The organism is Sinorhizobium chiapasense (assembly GCF_036488675.1).
Lineage (GTDB): Bacteria > Pseudomonadota > Alphaproteobacteria > Rhizobiales > Rhizobiaceae > Sinorhizobium > Sinorhizobium chiapasense.
In genome coordinates this window covers 317,313-339,428 of the sequence record NZ_CP133148.1, presented here as the reverse complement: position 1 = coordinate 339,428, position 22,116 = coordinate 317,313, and the positions used below count along the sequence as shown (strand labels likewise).

23 protein-coding genes are annotated in these 22,116 nt (G+C 60.7%); 1 reads left to right on the top strand and 22 read right to left on the bottom strand.

What is annotated here, in order from left to right:
• Window positions 1–16 precede the first annotated feature (16 nt).
• From fliQ to RB548_RS01485, 16 genes are all read right to left on the bottom strand, one after another.
• Window positions 17–283 (bottom strand): flagellar biosynthesis protein FliQ, encoded by a 267-nt coding sequence (gene fliQ / locus RB548_RS01560; protein WP_136506065.1) that lies wholly within the window; start codon window positions 281–283, stop codon window positions 17–19.
• A gap of 7 nt (window positions 284–290) precedes the next feature.
• Window positions 291–707, bottom strand: coding sequence for a flagellar hook assembly protein FlgD (gene flgD, locus RB548_RS01555; protein ID WP_331373312.1), 417 nt, complete (start codon window positions 705–707; stop codon window positions 291–293).
• Complete coding sequence (gene flbT, locus RB548_RS01550) at window positions 698–1,147, bottom strand: flagellar biosynthesis repressor FlbT (RefSeq protein WP_331373311.1); 450 nt, start codon at window positions 1,145–1,147, stop codon at window positions 698–700. Before flbT ends, flgD begins: the two co-directional genes overlap by 10 nt.
• Entirely contained in the window at window positions 1,144–1,491 is a 348-nt protein-coding gene (flaF, locus tag RB548_RS01545; RefSeq protein WP_283961594.1) for a flagellar biosynthesis regulator FlaF, read from the bottom strand. The genes flbT and flaF overlap by 4 nt, the downstream gene beginning before the upstream one ends.
• A gap of 35 nt (window positions 1,492–1,526) precedes the next feature.
• The gene (locus RB548_RS01540; RefSeq protein WP_331373310.1) at window positions 1,527–2,585 is read right to left on the bottom strand and encodes a flagellar hook-associated family protein; all 1,059 of its coding nucleotides are present in this window, start codon (window positions 2,583–2,585) and stop codon (window positions 1,527–1,529) included.
• Window positions 2,586–2,587: 2 nt separating this feature from the next.
• Complete coding sequence (flgK, locus tag RB548_RS01535; protein ID WP_331373309.1) at window positions 2,588–4,045, bottom strand: flagellar hook-associated protein FlgK; 1,458 nt, start codon at window positions 4,043–4,045, stop codon at window positions 2,588–2,590.
• A 24-nt stretch (window positions 4,046–4,069) separates the two neighbouring features.
• Window positions 4,070–5,299, bottom strand: a complete 1,230-nt coding sequence (locus RB548_RS01530) for a flagellar hook protein FlgE (protein WP_331373308.1) — start codon at window positions 5,297–5,299, stop codon at window positions 4,070–4,072.
• Window positions 5,300–5,387: 88 nt separating this feature from the next.
• Window positions 5,388–6,059 (bottom strand): transcriptional activator Rem, encoded by a 672-nt coding sequence (rem, locus tag RB548_RS01525; RefSeq protein ID WP_136506072.1) that lies wholly within the window; start codon window positions 6,057–6,059, stop codon window positions 5,388–5,390.
• Window positions 6,060–6,330: 271 nt separating this feature from the next.
• Window positions 6,331–6,882 carry a transglycosylase SLT domain-containing protein gene (locus RB548_RS01520; RefSeq protein WP_331373307.1) on the bottom strand — a complete coding sequence of 184 codons (552 nt, stop codon included), beginning with the start codon at window positions 6,880–6,882 and terminating at the stop codon, window positions 6,331–6,333.
• Complete coding sequence (gene fliK, locus RB548_RS01515) at window positions 6,833–8,344, bottom strand: flagellar hook-length control protein FliK (protein ID WP_331373306.1); 1,512 nt, start codon at window positions 8,342–8,344, stop codon at window positions 6,833–6,835. Before fliK ends, RB548_RS01520 begins: the two co-directional genes overlap by 50 nt.
• Window positions 8,341–9,645 (bottom strand): chemotaxis protein MotC, encoded by a 1,305-nt coding sequence (gene motC / locus RB548_RS01510; RefSeq protein ID WP_331373305.1) that lies wholly within the window; start codon window positions 9,643–9,645, stop codon window positions 8,341–8,343. The genes fliK and motC overlap by 4 nt, the downstream gene beginning before the upstream one ends.
• A 4-nt stretch (window positions 9,646–9,649) precedes the next feature.
• On the bottom strand, window positions 9,650–10,858 hold the full coding sequence (locus RB548_RS01505) for a MotB family protein (protein WP_331373304.1): 1,209 nt from the start codon (window positions 10,856–10,858) through the stop codon (window positions 9,650–9,652).
• Entirely contained in the window at window positions 10,855–11,508 is a 654-nt protein-coding gene (locus tag RB548_RS01500) for a hypothetical protein (protein ID WP_331373303.1), read from the bottom strand. Before RB548_RS01500 ends, RB548_RS01505 begins: the two co-directional genes overlap by 4 nt.
• 412 nt (window positions 11,509–11,920) lie before the next feature.
• Window positions 11,921–12,892, bottom strand: a complete 972-nt coding sequence (locus RB548_RS01495; RefSeq protein WP_331373302.1) for a flagellin N-terminal helical domain-containing protein — start codon at window positions 12,890–12,892, stop codon at window positions 11,921–11,923.
• A 303-nt stretch (window positions 12,893–13,195) separates the two neighbouring features.
• Complete coding sequence (locus tag RB548_RS01490; protein WP_331373301.1) at window positions 13,196–14,140, bottom strand: flagellin N-terminal helical domain-containing protein; 945 nt, start codon at window positions 14,138–14,140, stop codon at window positions 13,196–13,198.
• A 291-nt stretch (window positions 14,141–14,431) separates the two neighbouring features.
• Complete coding sequence (locus RB548_RS01485; protein WP_331373300.1) at window positions 14,432–15,376, bottom strand: flagellin N-terminal helical domain-containing protein; 945 nt, start codon at window positions 15,374–15,376, stop codon at window positions 14,432–14,434.
• A gap of 346 nt (window positions 15,377–15,722) precedes the next feature.
• Here RB548_RS01485 and RB548_RS01480 point away from each other — a divergent pair, with 346 nt between their 5' ends.
• Window positions 15,723–17,702 carry an O-linked N-acetylglucosamine transferase, SPINDLY family protein gene (locus tag RB548_RS01480; RefSeq protein ID WP_331373299.1) on the top strand — a complete coding sequence of 660 codons (1,980 nt, stop codon included), beginning with the start codon at window positions 15,723–15,725 and terminating at the stop codon, window positions 17,700–17,702.
• A gap of 165 nt (window positions 17,703–17,867) precedes the next feature.
• On the opposite strand, the gene fliP is transcribed toward RB548_RS01480, so the two are convergent.
• The 6 genes from fliP to flgA form a co-directional block, all read right to left on the bottom strand.
• Window positions 17,868–18,605: a flagellar type III secretion system pore protein FliP gene (fliP, locus tag RB548_RS01475; RefSeq protein WP_331373298.1), complete on the bottom strand. Its 738-nt coding sequence runs from the start codon at window positions 18,603–18,605 to the stop codon at window positions 17,868–17,870.
• Between the two features lie 53 nt (window positions 18,606–18,658).
• Window positions 18,659–19,150: a flagellar basal body-associated FliL family protein gene (locus RB548_RS01470; RefSeq protein WP_331373297.1), complete on the bottom strand. Its 492-nt coding sequence runs from the start codon at window positions 19,148–19,150 to the stop codon at window positions 18,659–18,661.
• A 90-nt stretch (window positions 19,151–19,240) separates the two neighbouring features.
• On the bottom strand, window positions 19,241–19,951 hold the full coding sequence (gene flgH, locus RB548_RS01465; RefSeq protein ID WP_331373296.1) for a flagellar basal body L-ring protein FlgH: 711 nt from the start codon (window positions 19,949–19,951) through the stop codon (window positions 19,241–19,243).
• A complete protein-coding gene (locus tag RB548_RS01460) occupies window positions 19,948–20,487 on the bottom strand; it encodes a MotE family protein (RefSeq protein WP_331373295.1) in 540 nt (179 codons plus the stop codon). Before RB548_RS01460 ends, flgH begins: the two co-directional genes overlap by 4 nt.
• Window positions 20,484–21,599 carry a flagellar basal body P-ring protein FlgI gene (locus RB548_RS01455; RefSeq protein ID WP_331373294.1) on the bottom strand — a complete coding sequence of 372 codons (1,116 nt, stop codon included), beginning with the start codon at window positions 21,597–21,599 and terminating at the stop codon, window positions 20,484–20,486. Before RB548_RS01455 ends, RB548_RS01460 begins: the two co-directional genes overlap by 4 nt.
• Window positions 21,596–22,099: a flagellar basal body P-ring formation chaperone FlgA gene (gene flgA, locus RB548_RS01450; RefSeq protein WP_408642391.1), complete on the bottom strand. Its 504-nt coding sequence runs from the start codon at window positions 22,097–22,099 to the stop codon at window positions 21,596–21,598. Before flgA ends, RB548_RS01455 begins: the two co-directional genes overlap by 4 nt.
• Window positions 22,100–22,116 lie beyond the last annotated feature (17 nt).

Below are 22,116 nucleotides of genomic sequence, written 5' to 3'. Positions count from 1 at the left end.
CAGCAGGCGGAAACAATCAGAATCCGGACTGGATCCGGGAGAAGATGATGTCGGTGAAGATGGAGATCTGCGCACCGACGAAGGGTGCGGAAACGGCGACAGTGATCATCACGGCCAGGATCTTCGGCACGAAGGTCAGCGTCATTTCCTGGACCTGGGTCAGGGCCTGGATGAACGCGATGACGACACCAACCACCATCGCGGCGAGCACGGCGGGGCCTGAGGCCACGATCACCGTCCAGATCGCAGCCTGCACAATATCAAGGGCGTCCGCCTCGTTCATAAGGAAATCACTTCACTTTGACGCCGGGTCCGATGACGAGCTCCTTGCCCGTATCCAAGACGGCGATGATTCCGTCCGAGTATAGTTTTACTTCCTTGACGACACCAGTCGTCTTGCCGTCGGCGCTCGTCACCGTTTTGCCGATAACCGCGTCCGCTTCGCTGAGGGACGTGCGCTGCAGCAGGCTTTCGAGGTTCTTGTTGGTCTTGATCGTCTGCTCCACCTGCGAGAAGGTCGCGAGCTGGGCAATCTGCTGCGTCGCGTCCATCGGGCTGGTCGGATCCTGGTTCTTCATCTGCGCCACGAGCAGCTTCAGGAAGCTCTCGTAGTTCAGCGTCGCAGCGGTCGCGTCGTCCGACGATTCCGTGGCCGAAACCGTCGGTGTGTAGGTGGTCGAAGTATTGCTGACGCCACTTACCGCCATGGTGCGATCTCCTTGCGAATCTGCTCGACCGTTGCCGGCGTGATTTCCTGCGCATTGAGGATGCGATCTTCGATCGGATAGAGCGCCCGGATCGCCTTCAGTGCTTCGAATGCGCGCCCTTGCGTGACGAGACCGTCGATGCGCTTCAGCTCGGCCAGAACCTCTTCATTCTTGAAGCAGGTGAGCAGCATGACGATCGACTTGCGGAACATCGCCGTCGACTGGTCGGCGCCTTCCGGGTTGATCAGGATCATCTGGGCAATGAAGTAGAGCTGCCTCAGCGGGGTTGTCGCGTCTTCCGGCTGCAGCACGTGGTTTTCCAGGAGGAAGGTGACGTCGTTCAGGAATTCGACCGCAACCTTGCGGTCAACGCGAAGCACCGCGCCGTTTACAAAAATCCTTTCGCCCGATTTCAGCGAGATACGCAGTGTGCTCTTCATTTCAGTCCATCCCTGATGATGGTGGTAATGTCTATGATGCCCTGGAAGTTGGAAGATTCGCGTTTGCGGATCTTCTCGGTCTCGTTCAAGATCCAGATGGCGATCGAAATCAGATTGGCGCGCAGCTCTTCGTTGAGCTGGTTATCCGGCGTGCGCAAATCCTCGATGAAGCGGATCCAGACGCGTCGGGTAAAATAGATCGCCTCGATAGCCTCCCGCGAATACCCATTCTGCTGTTTCGCCGCCTCCAAAAGTGCGATCGAGCGATCGAGTACCTGCCGTTCGCGATCCTTGGAATCGGCGACGCCGTCCTCCATGATCTCGGCATACGAAAACTGATACATTCAGACATCCTTCATGTTTGTCCGGTCCCTCTCGATCAGAGGAAATTGAGCAAGCTCAACTGCTGAATCCGCGATGTGAGCGTGTAAGATGTCTCAAGCTGCGTTTTCAGAAGGTTTATGCGCGTCGACGCTGCCTCCTCGTCGATGCCTTCGATGTCGCCGATATGCGTGGTGACGAGTTTGATCTGTGCCGCCAGGGAGTCGTTTGCCTTCTTCACGCGAGCCTCGGCGACGCCGAGTTTGCTGCGTTCGGCGTCGATGCCGGTAATACCCTGCTCGACGTAATCGATGGCTGCTTCTCCGATCGCGTTGCGGACTTCCGAAGTGACGCCCTTGTCCATCAGTTCCGAGGCGATGACGCTCGCGAGCGCGAACATCCGCACTCCGGTCGTGTTGACGTTCGTCGAGCTTTCAATGACCTCGGAGGTGCTGATGCGGCTCGTCATGTTCTGGTTCGATGCATCGGACCAATCGGCATCCCATTGTGCGCCGGTGTACATCGGCTCCACGACCGTGGTGATGAAATCCTGCATCTGCGTGACAGAGAACTGGTCCATCGACGTCAGCGGCGGGACCTGGGCCGCCATGTATGTCGACAGGGCCGTGTTGAACGCAGTCTTGGCAGCCGAGGTTGCCGCGGAGTTATAGTCCGCAAGCGGCTTCACGTCCGAATTGATACCCGAGAACAGGAACTCCCCGTTGAACGAGGTATTCGCCGCCGATGTGAAAAGCGAAAGAGCGCTGTCGATTTCCGTCTTCTGGATTGCCAGCTTGTCGGCAGAATCGTTGCCCTTGAAGGTCACGAGTGTGTCGCGGACCTTTTGCGCCGCGCTCGCCATCGTCTCGAGGGCCTCCTGCGAGGCGGAGAGCCGCTGGGTGACGATCGAGTTGGTGCTTGTGAGCGAGTTCATGCGCGCGAGCTCACGTTGCAGGTTGAGCGAGCGCGAGGTCGACGCGCCGAGCGTGACGCCGACATCGGCGTGGCGGCCCGTCGTCAAGGCCTTTTGGAGGTCGAGCATTTCCGCCTGCTGCTGCTGAATCGTCAGCCGCATGGCGTTTTGGATCGCCAGATTCGAAACGAAGGATGTCTTCATGATTACCTCACGGCTTCCATCAGGGCCGCCATCATGGCGTCCACGGTGCTGACCAGCTTGGCCGATGCTTTGTAGGATTGCTCCAGGTCGAGCAGCAGGGACAATTCCTCGTCGATGCTGACGCCGGTTTCTTTGCTCAAGGCTTCCTGGGTGCGCGCAAGAAGCGCCGATTTGTTATCGCTGGCGGTCGAGGCGGTGCTGCGCAGCTGCTCCAGCCAACCGACCGACGATGTTGCGAAATCGAGGATCGAGCTGGTTCCGTCGAGGCCCGTTGCGGGGTCGAAAGCCATGTCCTCACCCATGGCGTCGATAAAGCCTTCGAGCAGGGCGGTATAGCCCGCATCGGGCGTTGCAGCGCCGCCCGGATTGGACACGACGCCGTTGAAACCACCGTCACGCAGCAACATCGGATTGGCTTTTGCCAAAGGATTGACGGCGAGCGTTGCCGCAAGGCCGGGAACAACTGTGCCCGCCGGCGGAACCGTGCCACCTGCCCAGGTGAAAAGTCCTGGCGCATAGGGGATCGGCGGCACGCCGGACGGGTCGCCCTCCTGGAAGAGGGTCACCAGACCGCGGGCAATTTCGTCGAGCTGCGACTGAAATTTCGGCCCGACGTCGTCGCGCAGCTGAAGCAAGCTCGCCAGCTTGCCTTCGGCAGTCGTGTTGGCTCCAGCGCCGGCCGCCACCGGAACACCATCGACATAGATCTTGTTGCCCGTGATCGTCGCGTCATAGGCTGCTTTGGGGGCGAAGGTGACAGCTCGGGGCATGGTCTCGAACAGCACCGTGCCGTCGGCCGTATAGATCACGGTGTCGTTGTTGGCCCGCGTGACCGTCGAGATGCCGACGATCTCCGATACCTGCTTCAGGATCTTGTCCCGTTGGTCGAGGGCATCGCTCGCGTCCTGCCCCTGAGCCGTTGCCGCCTTCACCGCATTGTTGGCCTGCTCGAATTCGGCAAGCAGGCTGTTCAGCTTCTCGACCTCGATCGCGATCTCCTTGTCGGCATCGGCGCGAAGGCTCTGAACCGCATTTGCCGCCGTGCTGATGGCATTTGCCAGATCGCCAGCGTCCGACACTGTGGAAGCCGCCATCGCCGGGTTTCCGGGTGTCGACGCGAATGTCTGCAAGCTGTTGCGAAATGCCGCCAGGTATCTTGCCGGCGACGTTTCGTAGTCGTTGCCGCCAAGCGACGATTTCAGGAGTTCCAGACCGGAGAGGAGGCGACCCTGACCCGAGGACTGCCCGATGCTGGCAATGCTCTGCTTGAGCAGCGCCTCGTTCTGCGCCCGATAGATCGAGACGACCTGCGCCCCGCCCGGCGTCGATCCCAGCAGCGCCATCCGGCGTGAGTAGTCCGCGTTGCCCGCATTCGCGATGTTCTTCGACACGATGGCCGTCTGAGCCGCCGTGGTGTTGAAAGCCGACTGCGCGATTGTGATTGCGGTGGACAGCGACATGACGCGGACCGTCTCTCTTTCCGATTACCGTTTCAGGTTGACCAGCACGTCGAGCAATTCGGCGCCGGTCTGGAAGACCTTGGAGTTGGCCGTGTAGTTGCGTTGGGATTCGATCATCGCCGTCAGTTCTTCAGCGATGTCGACGTTCGAGCTCTCAAGCGCACCCGAAAGGATTTCGCCGAAGTTGCCGGCACCGGCGAAGCCGGTGATAATCACGCCGGAATCGACGCCCTGCGAATAGACGTTGCCGGACTCCGGCAGCAGCTTGTCCGGGCTCTGCACATTGGCAAGCGCGATGCGATAGCGTGGATCGAGCTTGCCGTTTTCGTATTTGACGTAGACGATGCCATCGGAATCGATCTGAAAGCCGGCAACCTTGCTCGGCGCGTTGCCGTCGATCGTGCCGCCGTCGGAGTTGAAGGCGTAGCCGAGCTGGGTGGTTTTGGTCAGGTCGATGGTGATTGCCGCGAGGTTTGCACCAGTCCCGGGCAGGCCAGTCATCGCTGTGGTGGTGAGCGTTGCCGGAGAGGTCGTAAGCGCCCCGCTTGCATCAAAGGCCAAGGCCGCGGTGCCGAGTACACCGGTGGCGGGCGGACCGGCGGTATAGGTCGCACGGTCGCGGATTTCGACCGACCAATTGTTTGCTGCGGTCTTCTCATACACAAAATCGAGAATGCGCGTGTTACCCTGGCTGTCATAGACGACAAGCGACGTCGTGGAGGTATCGCCTACGGCCGCTCCCGAGGGAAGATTGGCGCCCATAGAACCCTTCGTCGATCCCTGAGCGACCAAGCCTTCTGAGCTGAGATTCACCTTGGTCAGACCGTCGAAGCCGTTGACAACAACCGTCGGATCGGCGCCGGCCTGGTACTCGTAGCCCATCAGTGTGAAGCCTGCGGCGTTGACCAGGTTGCCTTCCTTGTCCGGGACGAAGGCGCCGGCACGCGTCAGGTATTCCTGACCGTTTGCACCTTCAACGATGAAGAAACCGCCGCCATCGATCGCGAGATCGCTGCCGGAGGTCGTGTAGGTCGTCGCACCCTGCTCGGAGATACTGTAGCGAACCTGTGTCTGCACGCCGCCGGAATTGTAGGCACCGTTGCTCGACGGCAGGATCATCGATGAGAATTCCGTCGATGCACGCTTGTAGCCGGTCGTATTGGCGTTCGCGATGTTCTCCGCGACTGTGCTGAGCCGGTTCGATTGGGCGTTCATGCCTGACACGCCGGTTCTCATGGTACCGTAGAGACTCATATCGGATCCTCAATTCATCGTTGCGGCGACACTAGGAGCCGGGCCTTGCGTGAACCTGTCTTGAGCTGCCCCGCCCACTGCCACACACTCAGTTCCAGTCGATGCAGTAACCAAGGAAGCGCTTCGAATCGATCGGGTCGAAGCCGAGCTTCTTGCGCAGTTTCTTGCGCAGCTTGCTGATGTGGCTTTCGACGACGTTCTCCTCGACATCCTCGTCGAAGATGCCGTAGATCGCGTTGAAGATCTGGGACTTCGACACGCGGCGGCCGCGGTTGGCGACCAGGTATTCGAGAATGCGCCGCTCGCGCCGCGGCAGGGCGAAGACCTCGCCGTTGATTTCCGGATCGCGGCCGTCGGCGAAAACGCGGATCGGACCGATATCGGTATAGTTGGTGATGGCCTTGAGGCGCCGGCGGATCGCGGCAACCCTAGCGAGGATCTCTCGCGGGTGCACCGGCTTGCGCACGACGTCGTCGACCCCGCAGTCGAACAGCGCCAGAGTGTTCTCGAGCGAAGGTGTATCGCTCATCGCGATTACCGGTGCCATCGAGCGGTCACGGATCGCGCGTGGCAGGCTGAATGCGCTGTCACCCTGCCCGATCAGAAACGCCTCGACCGCATCGATATCCGAGTCCGCAGCCGTGTTTACCCACTCGCCAAATTCCCTCGGATCAAAGCCCGTCGAGGGAATACCTTCGCGCCCGAACAAGGACGTGTAGCCATCCTTTACGAGCTCTCTATCATCAACCACCACGATCATTCGTCCGCCTCCGAATCAATATGGGTGCCTCGTTGATAAAGAGGTACGAATCGAGGGATTCACGAACAACTAGAGGAAGTTAATGGGAGATTTTAATAATTGATTAGGGATTGCGTGCCGATTTGATCTACATCTAGTAGGTGCTCGTTAATCATGACACTAAAATCGTGTGGAAAAGTTAACGAACTGCAACAAATCCACTTGCCATCACAATCTGCCCGCATTGTCGCCACAATGCGGTCTCAAGCGGACGAGAGCAATCTCAGGTTGATTATTGACAGAACTGCGTGGCGTTCGGCGTCCACTTCCCGTAGCCCGTCGCGACGAGATTCGCGATCACCCGGCAGACGTACTTCTTCTGCGCCGGATCGTTGTTCGGACCGGCATGGTAACGCGCGACGGCCATCGTCCAGCTCTCGTGCCTCGCGCGGAGATTGGACAGGAAGCGTGCGGCATATTCGACATTCTTGCGCGGATCAAGCATTTCCTCCGGCGAACGAAAATTCTCGCCGTGGAAGTAATAGTTGATCTGCATGCAGCCGAGATCGATGAGCTTGGCCCCTTCCGCTCGCGCTGTGCCGAAGCGAGCCAAGACGTCCTCAACGCTGGTGCCGAAATACGCCTTGCCCTCGATGTTCATCGCGTAAGGCTGGAGGGATCCCTTGCGGCCGGTCTCGGTCAGGCCCACGGAATAGAGAATACCGGTCGGAATGCCATATTTCGAAGCGGCGGAAATGATCTCGCTCTCGCAGACGCCGGCGCTTGCCCAGGCGCTACATGTAGACGTAACCAGCACGAGTGCGCTCAGCGTCAACCGGCGCATCACCCTGTCCATCATTGCCCGCCCACCTTTCTGCCGCCGCTGCTTGCGCACTATCCTGTCTCTGGCGCTCCTGTCCGCTCCCCTCGCCGGCGTGTTCGCGCCCCTGCTGGCCTGGGGCGGTTTGCGCCTGCTGCTGCGCACTGCCGCCAGACGAAGCGTCGCCGCCGGCATTGAACACGATATTCACCTGGTCGACCGCGAAGCCTTGGGCGCGCAAGGCTTTGACCATCTCACCCTGGTCGTCACGCAACTGGCGGAACGCCTCGCCGGACTCCACTTTCAGATCGACCTGCAACGCGTCGTCCTTCAACCGCAAGGTCGCCGTCACCGTGCCGAGCTCGATCGGATGCATCTGGATCTTGAGCGTGTTGAGCGTCTTGCCGACTTGGCCCGAGGTATCGGATTGCGCCAGGGCTGTGCTCGATTGCATCAACTGCGTCCATCCACTGTCACCCGCAATCGCGCCTGTCACCGACGCTGCGTTGGGGTTCATCGCCAGGCCGAGGTAACGGCGCGCTTCCAAGACAGTGACGTTTTCCGCCTTGGACGTGGTGCCCGGCTTGGTGTTATCGACGACGGCTTTCTCCCCATCTCGCGAAATGGCCATCGACACCGTCTGGCCCTTGCCGTCGGCACGCGCAAACCGGAACAGTTGATCGGGTTCGGAAACGTCCTTCTCTCCCTGCAGGCCGTCGTCCGGGACCGCATCGGCCAAACCTTCGCCGCCGTTGATTCGGGCCGTGTTGCCCGGCACGGTGCGTTCACCCGACAGGCGGTCCGCCTCGCCTTCCGGCTGCTGCAGAGCGGCGGTTATCGCGGCCGCCGCGCCGAGCATCGTAAGCAGATCGCCGACGGCCCCCTTTGCCGGCTCGGCCGTGCCGGAAGCGTCCTCCTGCTCGGCGCCCGCCGGCGCTTCGGGCGTTGCCGCGGCGCCTGCCTTTGCCTGCCCGCGCGCGAGGGCAGCTACCTTCTGCGCCAACGCATCCGTGTCCTGTTCGCCGCCACGATCTCTGCCCGATGGCGTACGTTCCTTGTTCGCGAGGCCCATGCGCTGAAGCCGCTTAATTGCCTGCTCGCGGACGGAACCCGAATCGGATGTCGCTCGATTGCCGGCCGCGTTCTTATCTTCCGCACCACCATTGCCGAGGTCGTGCAATGACTCCGCGTCCCAGCTGCCCTCTGATCCGTTGCGTCCGATCGAAGCACGTATCTCACGATCTTCGGCTGCCGTGCCGTTGTCGATCGGTCCCCGCGAGCCGTTAGCAGATGGATTGTCCGCCTGCTGTTTGGCATCGCTAATAGCCGGGCCTTGTCCCTGTGCTTTCTGGCGGCTGGCGTCGGCAATCGCGTCTTCGAAGCCGCGGGGCGCTCCGCCGATCTCTTCCCTTCCGCCCTGCCTCGACCCCGCCTTGCTCGTGGCAGCCGGGGGTGGGCTACGCATACTCTCGTCAAGAGGCCTCATAGTCCTTCCTCCTTCAGGAGAGAATCGATCTCAGCGATCTTCGAGCGCCCGTTGGTGAGGAACCGGTCGAGTGTCGGGTCCACAGACCGCTTCGTTCCGGCACTGGTCTTGCCACCGTCGCTCGACTGACCCGATGCCTCAGCCGTCTCGCCGAATGGGCTCATCCCGCTTCCCGTCTCCTCGGACACAGCCTCGCCCTCTTCCGCGGCGATTCTGTCCGGTGTAGGCGCTAACGCTTGCATGGAGCTTTCATCCTGCGGTAGCTGCACCACCGCATCCGCAATCGCCTTCGCCGCATCGCGGAGCGCCCGATCGCGCGGAGATAGTTTTTCATCAGGGATTGCATTGATGGTTTCGGTGGCCGTGAACACGTCCGCCGAGGGCACCGCGGCGAGCCCCTCATAAAAGCTCGCGAGTACCTGCGACGGCGAAGTGCCGCCATCAGCGAGACCTTCGGCCCGTTTCGACGCAAGCCGCGCGAGAGCCTGATTGCCGCCGATCGCCGCGCGCCGGGCGACACGAAGATAGACCTCGCGCTGGCGCGGCCGATCCATAAAGGCCAGGACTTCGGAGACCCGCTGCTCCGCCGCTTCATCGAAATGTGCAACCGCCAGTTCGACGAACACGTCGGCGAACTGGCTTGCATAGGGCGACGTCAGGTAACGGCGCGCATAGCTCAAGGCATAGCGAAACCCTTTGTCGGGCTCGTTCGCCCTTGCCGCCAGAAAGACGGAGCGTCGCAGCGCCGCCTCCTCGATGATGGTGCCTGGCGCAGTCAGACGGGCCCAGTCGTAATATTTCATCGCAGCCAGGGGATTCTGCTGCGAGGTCGCATTGCCGAGGATCAGGAAAAGATAAGGGCCGATGCGAGCGTTCTTGTATTCCGGCGCGGCCTTGGAAAGGGCTTCGACGATAAGCGCGCCCTTGCCGCTGAGATACTGCCGCAACGCTTCCGTTACCCTGCTATCGAAATTTCCTTCGATGTCGCGGTCGGTCAGATAGTCGAGCGTGTCGGGGTTGCCGCCGCTCATGACGTAAACCAGCGCCGCATCGACGTTGCGCGGATCGCGGAAGGCCGATTGCTCGACGACCCTCAGCCGTTTGTCGATCGCCCCCAGCATGAAACGCTGCATCTCGATTGCGGAATGATCGCCGAGCACGACCGAATCCTGAACGAATTGCAGCGACCTTATCATCTTGAAGGGCGCGAGCTCTTCCGCCGCGGCCGCACAGGCAAGCCCCCCCGGAAGCGGGAGAGTCAGAGCCGACATCAGGAGGATCGCGTGCAGCCGCTTCAGCATCCGATCAGCCCTGTCCCGACTGCAACAGGATTTCGATGCGCCGGTTGCCGGGCGCGTAGGGATCGCTCGGGACCTGGAGGCGCCGATCCGCGAAGCCGCTGATCTGGCTGACACGGTCTTCCGTCAGCCCGCCACGGACGAGCATGTAGTAGGCGCTCTGCGCGCGCGCCGCCGAGAGGCGCCAGTTGTCGTAGGTTCCGTCCTTGAACGGACGACCGTCCGTGTGGCCGCGGATTGCCACGGCACCCTTGCGCGCTGCGAGCAGCCGGCCGATTTTTTCCATCGCGAGCACGAGTTCCTTCTGCGGCACGGCGGAGCCGACCGCGAACATCGCGGCGTCCGTCTGCTCGCTGATGGTCACGAGAAGGCCGCCCTCGGCAGGGGTCACCATCAGCCCCTCAATGAGCCGCCCGGCATTTTGGCCGAGTTCCTTCTCGATTTCGACTTTAAGCGCGTCTGCCTCTTTCTGCAGATCTTTTCCGTCGGGCTCAGGCTTGGATGCGTCCGCGCTCGCGGCAGTCTGGCCTTCGATCTTGGCCGGCACCCGACCATCGGCGACCGGCTTTTGCTCGGCTGCTCCCTGCTGCGCGGGGTTCGTCGCGGCTGCCACGTCGCTTAGCGCGGTATTGCCGGCCTCCTTGATCTCGACCTGCTTGGTCCAGAAGTCCGGATCGAAGGGGTCGCGGTAGGCCTCGCCGCCTTCGGCACCCGTCGCCGGACCCGACTGCGCCGCGCCGCCATCGCCCTTGACGCTGATATTGGCCTGCTGGCCGACTTCCTTGGCGATTTCGGAAAGAACCGAATAGGGGTTCTCGAAGAAATCGGCGTCGGAATACTTCGTTTCCTCGCCGGAGGTCGCCGTCAGCTGATCGCCTTTCTTGGCGGCGCCGCCGGATTTCGATTGCTCGCCGTCGGTCTTCGACCGCTGCTGCGTCTGCTCGCCCTGGGCGTCCTTGGCGGGATCCTTCAGCCCCTTCTCCGAGGGCTTCTGGTCGGTGAGTTGCACCGGATTGAAATAGGAGGCGATCGCCGCTTTCGTCTCTTCGTTCGCGGCGTTGATCAGCCACATCACCAGAAAGAAAGCCATCATCGCCGTCATGAAGTCGGCATAGGCGATCTTCCACGAGCCGCCATGATGCTCGCCGTGGCCGTCCGGGGAACGCTTGACGATGATGATTTCGTTCTTGCCGTTATGATGGCTTTCGTCACTCATGCCAGAACTTTCCGGACGGTATCGGACCAGGCGGCCATCCTGGTCACCAGTACGGCGTCACCCATTTCGACCGCGAGATCGATGTCGTTGGTTTCGATATGGCGGAAAAGCGTAGCGTCATCCGGCATATGCCGCTTCAGCGCCTCGAAAAGAGACTGCGGCCCCTTGACCGTGATCACGCCACCCTCGCCGGCCGCGAGCCCCTGTCTGACCATCTGCGCCAGATCTTCGATGGCGCGCTTCAGCAGCGCCTCTTCCATGACCGGCGCAAGCACGCGCGCCGTCTGGTCGCCGAGGCCGACGGCAAGCCGCTCGGTCATTTCCGTAAACTTGCTTGCCAGTCTACCGGCAACTTCCCCTTCGAGGCGCAGCGTCAACGCTTGCATGTCCTCGGCGTGGCGCGCCTCGAGTTCGGCGATCTGCTTTTGGTGCTCGAAAACGAGTTCGGCGCTGGCTTCGGCGCGGCCTTCCGCGAACGCATCGCGCCGCTCGGCATCGATGTCGATCTCCGGCATGGCGGGCCTCGCGCCGGGACGATCCACGGCTGGAAAGCCGGAGTCGATATCCGGGAAGTATTTCGGCGGCATCCTCGACAACTCGATCTTCGGCGCGCTGAAATCCTTGAGGTACCGGGAAAGCGGCGCGCTCATCGGCGCGCCTCCCGCGGTCGCGCGGCGGACGTCGGCATGTTCCGCCCATCCCTCGCACGCGGCCTCACGGCCCGGAAATCCAAAGAGCCTGACACGTTTCCAATGTCTCCCTCGGTCCCGAACGCCCGAGACAGCGACAGGACCCAACATTCTCGATGTGCAGCGGCTCTTGCGAAAGCAAAGCTGGCAGAGCCGGTGCAAGCGGCGGCGCAAAACTCATCTTGGCCGACAGTCCGACAAGACTGTGATGGGAGGCTATTCGGTCAAACTTGCGCGAAAATGGTTGGACCGCGCCAGGGCAAACAGCGCGGTCCAACGGTTCCCGCCAAATGCCGATGACCGGCGGCACGGCGGAAGGCGACGCCGCTTGCTTTCGTGCAAGCGGACGGGGAGCGACGGAAATGCCAGCGCCTTACTGCTGGAAGAGGCGCAGGATGTTCTCGGAATTGGTGTTGGCGATCGACAGCGCCTGGATGCCGAGCTGCTGCTGCGTCTGCAGAGCCTTGAGCCGTGTCGATTCCTCGTTCATGTCCGCATCGACCAGGCGTCCCACGCCCTTGTCGATCACGTCCATCAGGTTCGCGACAAAGCTCTCCTGCATGTCGATGCGGTTGGTGATCGCCCCCAGCGTGGCGGCGGAATCGGTGAGCTTGCTCAGCATCTTGTCGACAACGCTGATCATGTCGTCCAGCTGCGCACTCGTCGTCGCGCCCGTCAGCTTGATCTCGGTGCTGCCGGCGACAGGTGTGGCCGGGGGCGCGACGATGAGGTGAAAGAGCCGCGGGGTGCCGGACGGCGTGGCCTGCAATTGATCAGCGTCATAACTGTTGGTCAGCAGGCCGCGGGTGGCATCGGCCGTGTCGATCAGCATCGACTGAGCCGTGTCGAAGTCGAGCGTCGTTACGGAAACATTGCCGTTGCCGCTGCGGTTGAAGGACGCGACGATCGATTTGGTTCCGACCGCGGCAGCGTTGGAATTGTAGAGCCAGTTCTCGCCGGAGAAGGATGCGGACTGCGCTGCGGACAAGAGCTGGTTCTTGAGCTCGGTGATTTCCTTGTCGATCTTCAGCTTGTCGACGCCAGGCTCGCGCGCGGCAACGAGCTTCGCCTTGATCTCGCTGATCACATCGATCGACGTGTCCATGGCGGCATAAGCCGTATCGACCTTGGCGGCGCCAAGACCGAGCGCGTCCTGGACTGTCGAAAGGGCCGCATTATCGGACCGCATGGTCGTTGCGATCGACCAGTAGGCCGCGTTGTCGCCTGCGGTCTGGACGCGGTAGCCCGACGAAATCCGGTTCTGCACCTCGGCCATGTTGTTGTTGATCGAGCGCAATGTCTGGAGCGCCGCCATGGCGGCGGCATTGGTCATGATACTGGTCATAGATCGTTCGCCCTGAATGATTTTTTCAAAAACATTCCGGAGTGCACCGGCAGCGACGGGACCAGCGTCATGCGAACCGCCTCCAATTTGCCCTGGGAGGCGACCCTTCGCTCTTAACGAAGGTGTAACGATTTGTTGGTTAACAAATGGTTAACGCGATTTACGCATCGGTAACAAAAATAAACGAAAATAAACAAAGATGGATAAATCCTAACCAAACGCTTGTCGGGCAAGGAAGCCGAAAGCCGCGCTGCTTATCGAGCAGCGCGGCTTTCTTGTCGGACTAAGCTGAAGCTGGACCGATTAACGGAACAGCGACAGAATGTTCTGCGAGTTGGTGTTGGCGATCGACAGCGACTGGATGCCGAGTTGCTGTTGCGTCTGCAGGGCCTTCAGACGCGTCGATTCCTCGTTCATGTCGGCATCGACCAGGCGTCCGACACCCTTCTCGATCGAGTCCATCAGATCGGCAACGAAGTCGTTCTGCATGGTGACGCGGCTGTTGAGTGCACCGAGGTCCGAGGCGGCATCGGTCATGGTCAGCAGGGCAGCGTCGACGCCGGAGATGGCTTCGGCCAGATCGCCGACAGTCATGCTGGTGATGTCCATCTCGAGCAGGTTGTAGCTCAGCGTGACCGTCGTCGTGCCGTCAGTGTCGGTGTATTCGAGGTCGCTCGAAAGCAGGCCCGAGCCGTTGGTGACATAGGCACCGGCGGAGTCGACCTCGATGAGCGAGCTCTTCGTCGTGTCGAACTGAAGCGTCGTCAGGCTGACATTGCCGTTTGCGTCGCGGTTGAACGAACCGACGATCGACTTGGTGCCGGCAACGTTGTTGTTGTCGTTGTAGATCCAGTTTTCGCCGGAGAAGGAAGCAGACTTCGCGATGCTGATCAGCTGGTTCTGGAGCTCGGTGATTTCCTTCTGGATCTTGCTCTTGTCGACGCCCGGTTCACTGGCTGCGACCAGCTTGGCCTTGATCTCGTCGACGACGTCGATCGAGGATTCCATTGCCGTGTAGGCAACGTCGGTCTTGGCGGCACCGAGGCCGAGGGCGTCCTGAACTGTCGAAAGTGCCTTGTTGTCGGAACGCATCGTGGTCGCGATCGACCAGTAGGCGGCGTTGTCCTGGGCAGCGCCTACGCGATAGCCCGAGGAAACGCGGTCCTGGGTCGTTTCCATCGAGGAGTTGATCGAGCGCAGAGTTGCGAGCGCCGTCATTGCGGCGGTGTTCGTCATGATGCTTGTCATTGGCTGAGTGCCCCTTGGTGAACAGTTGAAAGGAAAGGGACATTCCGGGATTACCGGGAAACGGCGGTCAGCTTCATGCCTGCTAACGCGTTAAATTTGTTGGTTAACCCGCTGTTTCGATGGCCACAGCAAACACCAACATAGTTAACGAAGGCTAAAGCGGATCCTCGATACGTCAGAATTTTTTGAGAGACGCCATCGCCTGAAAAGCAGAAGGCCGCGTTTCCTGCGAAACGCGGCCTCGATTGGCTGCAGCCAGGTGCGGTAGTCACCCGCCGATCGGAAACTCGCTTAGCGGAACAGCGACAGGATGTTCTGCGAGTTGCTGTTGGCGATCGACAGCGACTGGATGCCGAGTTGCTGCTGCGTCTGCAGGGCTTTCAGGCGGGTCGATTCCTCGTTCATGTCGGCATCGACGAGCTTGCCGACACCCTTCTCGATCGAGTCCATCAGATCGGCGACGAAGTCCTTCTGCATATCGACGCGGCTGTTGAGCGCACCGAGATCGGAGGCAGCGTCGGTCATGGTCTGCAAGGCAGCGTCGACACCGGAGATCGCCCCGGCCAGGTCGCCGGCCGTCATGCTGCTGATGTCCATCTCGAGCAGGTTGTAGCTCAGCGTGACCGTCGTCGTGCCGTCAGTGTCGGTGTATTCGAGGTCGCTCGAAAGCAGGCCCGAACCGTTGGTGACATAGGCGCCAGCCGAGTCGACTTCGATGAGCGAGCTCTTCGTCGTGTCGAACTGCAGTTGGGTCAGGCTGACATTGCCGCTGGCGTCGCGGTTGAACGAACCGACGATCGACTTGGTGCCGGCAGCGTTGTTGTTGTCGTTGTAGACCCAGTTTTCGCCGGAGAACGAAGCGGACTTCGCAATGCTGACGAGCTGGTTCTGAAGTTCCTTGATTTCCTTCTGGATCTTGCCCTTGTCGACACCCGGTTCGCTGGCGGCAACGAGCTTCGCCTTGATTTCGTCGACGACGTCGATCGAGGACTTCATCGCCGTATAGGCGACGTCGGTCTTGGCGGCGCCGAGGCCGAGAGCGTCCTGAACCGTCGAAAGCGCCTTGTTGTCGGAACGCATCGTGGTCGCGATCGACCAATAAGCGGCGTTGTCAGAGGCCGAACCAACGCGATAGCCGGAGGAAATCCGGTCCTGGGTCGTTTCCATCGAGGAATTGATCGAACGCAGGGTCGCGATTGCGGCCATTGCCGAAGAGTTCGTCATGATGCTGGTCATATGAGTTGTCCCTTTTTTACTGAATACGGTTGGGGGACATACCGGACTGTGTACACTACCGGTGATGACGGACCGGCTTCATGCCTCTCGGTTCCAACAAACATTCTTTGGAAGAAACCAAACCCGTCATGTGGAGTCGAATATCGAGGCCAATGCTTGCGAATTCATTAAATGCAGGCGCCTGTTCTGGATGCCTCCATTCATGCTTAACGTACGATTAAATGATTGACCTCATGAAGCTTTTTGTTCACGCACCCTCCCTCGACAGCCATGGCCGAAGGCCAGACCAGCCATTCTGAGAATCACGCCTGAGGCAAGGTCCGCCGACGACAATGTTGCGTGAAACATGTCGATCGAATCAGGACCGGAGCGGCAGAATGCCGGCCGCGATCCGACCTATGCGACGGAGCCGCAATTGAACGCGCATGCCCTCTTCACGAACGCCTCCCGGCAATATCAGAAAGGCCAGTACACCGAGGCGCTCAACCAACTCAACCACCTGATGAACATCAGCAGGGAGGCCAAGACATTCGTCCTGCTGGCAAAGGTTCTCTTGAAACTTGGCTTCAAGACGGATGCGGCGCGCGCCTATCAATTGGCGGGAGAGGAAAAGGGTTCGCGTTCAGAGCACTATTTGAGCGAAGCGATGAAGCTGCATTTTGCGTGCGGCAACGAGGACGAGGCGCTCAGCATCGGTCTTCCCCTTCTCGAAAAGGCGAAGACCGACCCCGACATCGCGTTCATCATCGCATCCATTTTCTTGAGGCGGGACCAGAAGGAAATTCTCGGCCTGTTCAAGGCGCCGCTTTCGACGAGCGTAAACATCCAGCATCAGTCCCTCGCCTTCAAACTTCTGACGGCCGATATCGACGATGCGCAGGATCGCGATGCTGTCGTGAATCTCTTCCGGAAAAATCCGAAGAGCACGGTGTTGCGGGCGGCCTATCTCGTCTTTGCCCGTGAGGCCAACGACTACGCCGAGATCGAAAAATACTATCCGGACGTACAGAAAGCGCTGGATGCCGGAAAGTACGAGATTCTGGCCGCCGAGTCCCCCTACTATCACGTTACTTGGTGCGGCGATGAAAGGCTAAATCGGTGGGCTGGAGCGAGGAGCCAGCCCTTTGCTTCTGCAATTGCTGAGGCGCGGCGCAACATGCCGCATCAATGGGCGAAGAAGATCCGTATCGGCTATCTTTCGGCGGACTTCTGGGATCAGCACGCAACGATGAAGCTCCTGCAGGCGGTGCTGGAGCTGCACGATCCGGAAAAATTCGAGGTCACGCTCTTCTGTCACACGAAGGAGAGCAATCTGGCCCGTGACCGGGGCAATCGCATCAATTGGGGACGGATTATCCGCATCGACGATATGTCCGATGCGGCGGCGGCCAGTGTCATTCGTGCAGAAGGCATCGATGTCCTGGTCGACTTGAAGGGCCACACGCTCGACAACCGCCTGAAGATCCTTAACCATCAGGCCGCACCGGTTCAGGTCTCCTGGCTCGGGTTCCCCGGAACCACGACAAACATCGATGTCGATTATGTTATCGGCGACCCGTACGTGCTGCCTGAGGGAAGCCAAGAGCATTACTATGAAAAGTTCTGCCGGCTTCCGGAAACCTATCAGCCGAACGATCCCTTTCACCGCCCTCGCCCCTACGGCATCGCCCGCAAGGATCTCGGCCTTCCGGATGACGCGTTCGTCTTCGCATCGTTCAACGCCAGCAGAAAGATTTCTCTCCAGACCATCAATCTTTGGATCGAGATCCTGCGCAGAACGCCCGGCAGCATTCTGTGGCTCATGTGCAAGCGGGACGCGCAGGCCAACGTTCTGCGTAAGTTCCAGAGTAGCGGTATCGCCTCGAACCGCATTATCCTGTGCAGCAAGACGGCCTATGCAGAGCACATAAACCGACTGCCCGCCGCCGATCTCGGCCTCGACACCTACCCTTACAACGGCCACACGACCACGTCCGAACAGCTCTGGGCGGGCCTGCCGGTGCTCACGTTCAAGGGTACCAACTTCGCCTCGCGCGTGAGCGAAAGCCTGCTCAATGCGATCGGGCTGCCGCAGCTCGTGGCCGCGGGCGCCGAAGCCTACGTCGCCGAAGCGGTCGCCCTCTACGAGAACCGCGAAAAGATTGTTGAATACAGGAAGGCGCTACAGGAAAATCGCTTCCGCATGCCGCTGTTCGATGCGGAGCGCTTCTGCCGGCATCTTGAGCGCGGCTACGAGATGATGGTGGATCGCGCCAAGCAGAAGCTGCCACCGGATCACATCGACGTTCCGGCCCTTCCCCCGCGCGAGGGTTCCTTCGAGCGATAGATCGGCACTGCAGAAAAGACCATTGGAAAAGAGGCGGTGGTTCCACTGCCTCTTTTTCTATTCAATGATCGCCACACCAGTCAGCGGCGTGCATTTCGCAAGAACTTTCGTGCGCCCGGCAGGACGTGGCAGCCCCTGTCTTGCTCGGCTGTCGCCGAGAGCAAGTCAGGTAAAGGATCGCACCAGGCTGCCGACGAGAAGATTCCAGCCATCGATCAGCACGAAGAAGAGGATCTTGAAGGGCAGCGAGATCGCTGTCGGCGGCAGCATCATCATGCCCATCGCCATGGTGATGGTCGCGACGATCAGGTCGATCACCAGGAACGGCAGCATGATCAGGAAGCCGATTTCGAAGCCTCGGCGGATCTCCGAGATCATGAAGGCCGGCACGACTGCCCTCAGATCGACCTTGTCGTCGACCACGACCGTCTGGCCCTTTTCCTTGGCGATATCGATGAAGAGCTGCAGGTCCTTGTCGCGCGTATTGGCCAGCATGAACTCGCGGAAGGGCTCCGCCATGCGCGGCATCGCCTCGGTTTCCGAGATTTCGTTGTCGAGCAGCGGATCGATGCCCTCGCGCCAGGCGCGATCGAAGGTCGGCGCCATCACATAGAAGGTCATGAAGAGCGCCAACGACACCATGATCATATTGGACGGCGTGGTCGCCAGTCCCATGCCGGACCGCAGGATTGCGAAAGCGATGACGAAGCGCGGGAAGCTCGTCACCATGATCAGAATGCCGGGCGCCACCGACAGAACGGTGATGAGACCGAAGGTGCGGATGATCCACGATGCGACGGAACCGTCGACCGGCGTGTTCAGAATGTCGGCGGGAAAGCCTTGCGCCCCGGCAATTCCCGACATCGCCATCATGGCGACTATGAAGGCAGCGATCCGGAGCATTGAGGGGCCTGAACAGAAATGGATGAATGAATAGGTCCCGACCCGCTACCGAATCATTGGATGACGAAGGTTCGGAACATCACATTCGTTACGCGTCCGTCGGAGCGCAGGTCAACCCGCTCCTGAATGTCATCCCGGAGATATTGAAAGCCGCGCGGGCCCTGGATCTGCTGCAGCGACACGGTCTTGAGATAGGCTGCAATGTCCTGGTGTATCTGCTCGGCCAAGGCAACGTCCGGGATGCCATTGAACTGCAGCGCCACTTCCAGCCGGACCCAGTTTTCGGAGGGGTAAGCGAGGTTCGTCGTAATCGGCTCCAGCTGCACGACACCGTTGGCCTCGGTGGCGATTTTCGGAACCCCCTCGGCACCGGTGGCGTTCGGCGCGACTTCGGCAACGGCTTCGGTCTGCTCCGTTGGGGGCGGCGGTGCCAGCAACTGGCCGACGAGCCACCCGCCGCCGCCGGCGATGACGGTCAGCACGGCTAGGGCGGCAATCGTCATCACTTTGGATTTGGAGGACTGCGCGCTATCGATTTCTTCCATGACGCCATTCCGTGCCGGTTGGCCACGGCGCCACACCTCGTCGAGGAAACTGGCGGCGTCGTGGCTCTTTGATCTGCAATCTGCCCTCGATCAGATCGGCGAGAGCAGGTCTACGACTTGCTGACCCCAAGGCGGTTGCTGCACTTCGGTCAGGCGGCCACGGCCGCCATAGGAGATGCGGGCCTCGGCGATACGGTCGTAGGCGATGATGTTGTCGGCATCGACATCCCGCGGCCGGACGATCCCGGCGACATTGAGAATGCGCAGTTCATGGTTGACGCGAACTTCCTGCGAACCGCTGATCAGCAGGTTGCCGTTCTCCGTCACACCGGTCACGACTGCGGCAACAAGCAGGCGCAGCTTCTCGGACCGCTCGGTCTTGCCATCGCCCTCGGTCTTGGTGTTGGAGCCGTATTCGAGATCACCCGACCATTCGAAATCGCTGGTCTGCGATGCGCCGCTGGCACCGAGGTTGAAGCCGCTCGAATTCTTACGGCTGCGGTCTGTCTCGTTTTCAAAGGACGCCTTGTCGTCGATCCTGATGTCGACCGTGAGAATGTCGCCAACATTCATCGCGCGCGCATCCTTGAAGAGCGCTGCCTGCTGATCGTTCCACAGCGAATATCCGTTCCTGATCTGATGCGGCTGCTTTGGATATGCAGCGAGCTGCGGCGCCTGCGTGTATTGCAGACCGCTGCCGATCGGGCTCATGGACGGAGCCTGTCCGATCTCCCTCAACGCCTGGTTCTGACATCCCGCAAGGAGGCCCGCGGCCAGGACGGCCGTAAAATGCTTTCTCATGATGGCTCCTTCGAGGTGTTGGGATCGCTGGCGCTCGAAATGATGTTCGTCAGCACCGCTGCCTTGTCGTCGCTCATCTCGCTGAGGATCAGCGAAGATTGACGCGGCGGCAGCTTCATGACGATCGCCGCGGCGATCTCCGGGCGCACCATTTCGAGTTTGCCGGCCGCGGCATCGGGTTTCATCGTCTTGTAGATATCGACGAGCCCCAGCTCCGCCTGCTTGAGGAAATCGTTGCGGCGCTTCAGCCAGTCCTCGTATTCGGCGCGCCGCTTCTCGAGCGTCGAGATGCGCTCGTCGACGCTGGCCTGAAGATTTTCAAGTTCCTTGCGTTGCAGGAGGTAGCGCTGGTCACGCGCGGCATCGGCTATATTTGTGCAGAACTGCTGGATCTCGTTGGCGCTGCCGCTTTCCGGCGGTGGTGCCGTTACGTCCTGCGCGAAAGCGCCCGGCAGTGCCAACATCAATGCGCCAACGGCCGAGATCAGGAGCGTGCGCGGCGATTTGCCGAGAAGTTCGTCCAAGTGTCCGGTCATTGCAGAACAAGCTCCGCCTGAAGGGCTCCCGCCGTTTTGATGCTCTGGAGGATGGCGATGATACCATCCGGCTTGACGCCAATGCTGTTGAGGCCGGCGACCAGGGAACGCAGGCTCGAGCCGTTCAGGATCGCGACCGTGCCGCCATCCGATTGTGCCTCGATAATGGTGTTCGGTTCCAGGGCGGTCTCGCCGCGCGAGAATGGCGCCGGCTGCACGACGGTCGGCGCTTCGGTCACCTGTACGGTGAGTGTGCCGTAGCTGACCGCGACCTCGGCAATGCGCACGTCCTGGCCAATGACGATCGTGCCGGTCCTTTCGTTGATGACGACGCGCGCCGGCACATCGGTTTCGATCACGAGATTTTCGACGTCGGCCATCAGGCGCGCAAGATCGGCCATCTTGGGTTTTTCGACCAGCACCGATTGCGAATCCTTGGCTTCGGCGATGCGACCGCCAAACTGTGCGGCGGCGTATTTGTTGATCGCCGCGGCCATGCCGACAGCCGTGGAGAAATCCGGGTTGCGCAGTTGCAGCACGAGATTGACGCCGTCCTTGAACCGCGCCGGCAGCTCCCGTTCGATAATGGCGCCGTTCGGCACGCGTCCGGCGGTGGTCACGCCCTGATTGAGGGTGGCGGCATCCCCTTGCGCATTGAAGCCGGTGACGACGACCGAGCCTTGCGCCACAGCGTAGATCTGGCCATCGGCGCCGGAAAGCGAGGTCATGACCAGCGTACCACCGCGCAGCGACGTCGCATCGCCGAGAGAGCCGACTGTTACATCGACGCGGCTGCCGGGACTCGCGAAGGGCGGTAGCGTTGCCGTGACCAGCACTGCCGCGACGTTGCGGGTGCGCGACTCGCCGCCCTGCGTGGCGATGCCGAGGTTCTCCAACATGGCGCGGATCGACTGATCGGTGAACGGCGAGGAGCGCAGGCTGTCGCCGGTTCCCTGCAAGCCGACGACGAGACCATAGCCGATCAGCTGGTTGTCCCGTCCGGCCTGCAACGACGCCACGTCCTTGATGCGCGAGGCGCCATGAGCAAGCGTCAGCGTCGTGACGAAGGCCGCGACGAGCGTCAGGAACCACTTACAGACGTGCAGCTTCATTTCGCCACCACATGGATAGTGCCATCGGCCATAACCGTGCCGGAGACGATGACGCCGGTATCGACGTTGCGTGCGCGGATCAGGTCGCCGACCGCGGCGTCCTGCAATGGCGAACCGGCCGCCGTGATCGTCAGGGCACCATTGTTGAAGATGAGCCGAACCGTCGAACCGCGCTCGACCGCGTATTGGTCGCGCAATGCCGAGGCGAGGATTACCCGTCCGGGAAGGAGGGTCCGTTTCGTAACCTTGCCCTCGATCTCCTCGATGGAACGGACATAGCCGTCCGTGAGATTGGGATTGGTCACGTCGACGACCTCGACGAGGCTCTCATCGAGCGTCTCGCCGGGATAGATCGTCTGCTTGGGGATGACAGCGGTCGGCCGTTCCGCGAAAACAGTAGCTGGCGACAGAAGGGCCGCGAGAGCCACGGCGAATGCCGCGGTCCGCACCCGAACCGGGGAACCGTTTGGCGATTTGTTTGCGGCGGATCGGCGAAACATCATGTTTGCCCCTGTTT

Coding starts and splice junctions, on each gene's coding strand:
- fliQ (WP_136506065.1), bottom strand. CDS start 283: ATGAACGAGGCGGACGCCCTTGATATTGTGCAGGCTGCGATCTGGACG.
- flgD (WP_331373312.1), bottom strand. CDS start 707: ATGGCGGTAAGTGGCGTCAGCAATACTTCGACCACCTACACACCGACG.
- flbT (WP_331373311.1), bottom strand. CDS start 1,147: ATGAAGAGCACACTGCGTATCTCGCTGAAATCGGGCGAAAGGATTTTT.
- flaF (WP_283961594.1), bottom strand. CDS start 1,491: ATGTATCAGTTTTCGTATGCCGAGATCATGGAGGACGGCGTCGCCGAT.
- RB548_RS01540 (WP_331373310.1), bottom strand. CDS start 2,585: ATGAAGACATCCTTCGTTTCGAATCTGGCGATCCAAAACGCCATGCGG.
- flgK (WP_331373309.1), bottom strand. CDS start 4,045: ATGTCGCTGTCCACCGCAATCACAATCGCGCAGTCGGCTTTCAACACC.
- RB548_RS01530 (WP_331373308.1), bottom strand. CDS start 5,299: ATGAGTCTCTACGGTACCATGAGAACCGGCGTGTCAGGCATGAACGCC.
- rem (WP_136506072.1), bottom strand. CDS start 6,059: ATGATCGTGGTGGTTGATGATAGAGAGCTCGTAAAGGATGGCTACACG.
- RB548_RS01520 (WP_331373307.1), bottom strand. CDS start 6,882: ATGCGCCGGTTGACGCTGAGCGCACTCGTGCTGGTTACGTCTACATGT.
- fliK (WP_331373306.1), bottom strand. CDS start 8,344: ATGAGGCCTCTTGACGAGAGTATGCGTAGCCCACCCCCGGCTGCCACG.
- motC (WP_331373305.1), bottom strand. CDS start 9,645: ATGCTGAAGCGGCTGCACGCGATCCTCCTGATGTCGGCTCTGACTCTC.
- RB548_RS01505 (WP_331373304.1), bottom strand. CDS start 10,858: ATGAGTGACGAAAGCCATCATAACGGCAAGAACGAAATCATCATCGTC.
- RB548_RS01500 (WP_331373303.1), bottom strand. CDS start 11,508: ATGAGCGCGCCGCTTTCCCGGTACCTCAAGGATTTCAGCGCGCCGAAG.
- RB548_RS01495 (WP_331373302.1), bottom strand. CDS start 12,892: ATGACCAGTATCATGACCAATGCCGCCGCCATGGCGGCGCTCCAGACA.
- RB548_RS01490 (WP_331373301.1), bottom strand. CDS start 14,140: ATGACAAGCATCATGACGAACACCGCCGCAATGACGGCGCTCGCAACT.
- RB548_RS01485 (WP_331373300.1), bottom strand. CDS start 15,376: ATGACCAGCATCATGACGAACTCTTCGGCAATGGCCGCAATCGCGACC.
- RB548_RS01480 (WP_331373299.1), top strand. CDS start 15,723: ATGTCGATCGAATCAGGACCGGAGCGGCAGAATGCCGGCCGCGATCCG.
- fliP (WP_331373298.1), bottom strand. CDS start 18,605: ATGCTCCGGATCGCTGCCTTCATAGTCGCCATGATGGCGATGTCGGGA.
- RB548_RS01470 (WP_331373297.1), bottom strand. CDS start 19,150: ATGGAAGAAATCGATAGCGCGCAGTCCTCCAAATCCAAAGTGATGACG.
- flgH (WP_331373296.1), bottom strand. CDS start 19,951: ATGAGAAAGCATTTTACGGCCGTCCTGGCCGCGGGCCTCCTTGCGGGA.
- RB548_RS01460 (WP_331373295.1), bottom strand. CDS start 20,487: ATGACCGGACACTTGGACGAACTTCTCGGCAAATCGCCGCGCACGCTC.
- RB548_RS01455 (WP_331373294.1), bottom strand. CDS start 21,599: ATGAAGCTGCACGTCTGTAAGTGGTTCCTGACGCTCGTCGCGGCCTTC.
- flgA (WP_408642391.1), bottom strand. CDS start 22,099: ATGTTTCGCCGATCCGCCGCAAACAAATCGCCAAACGGTTCCCCGGTT.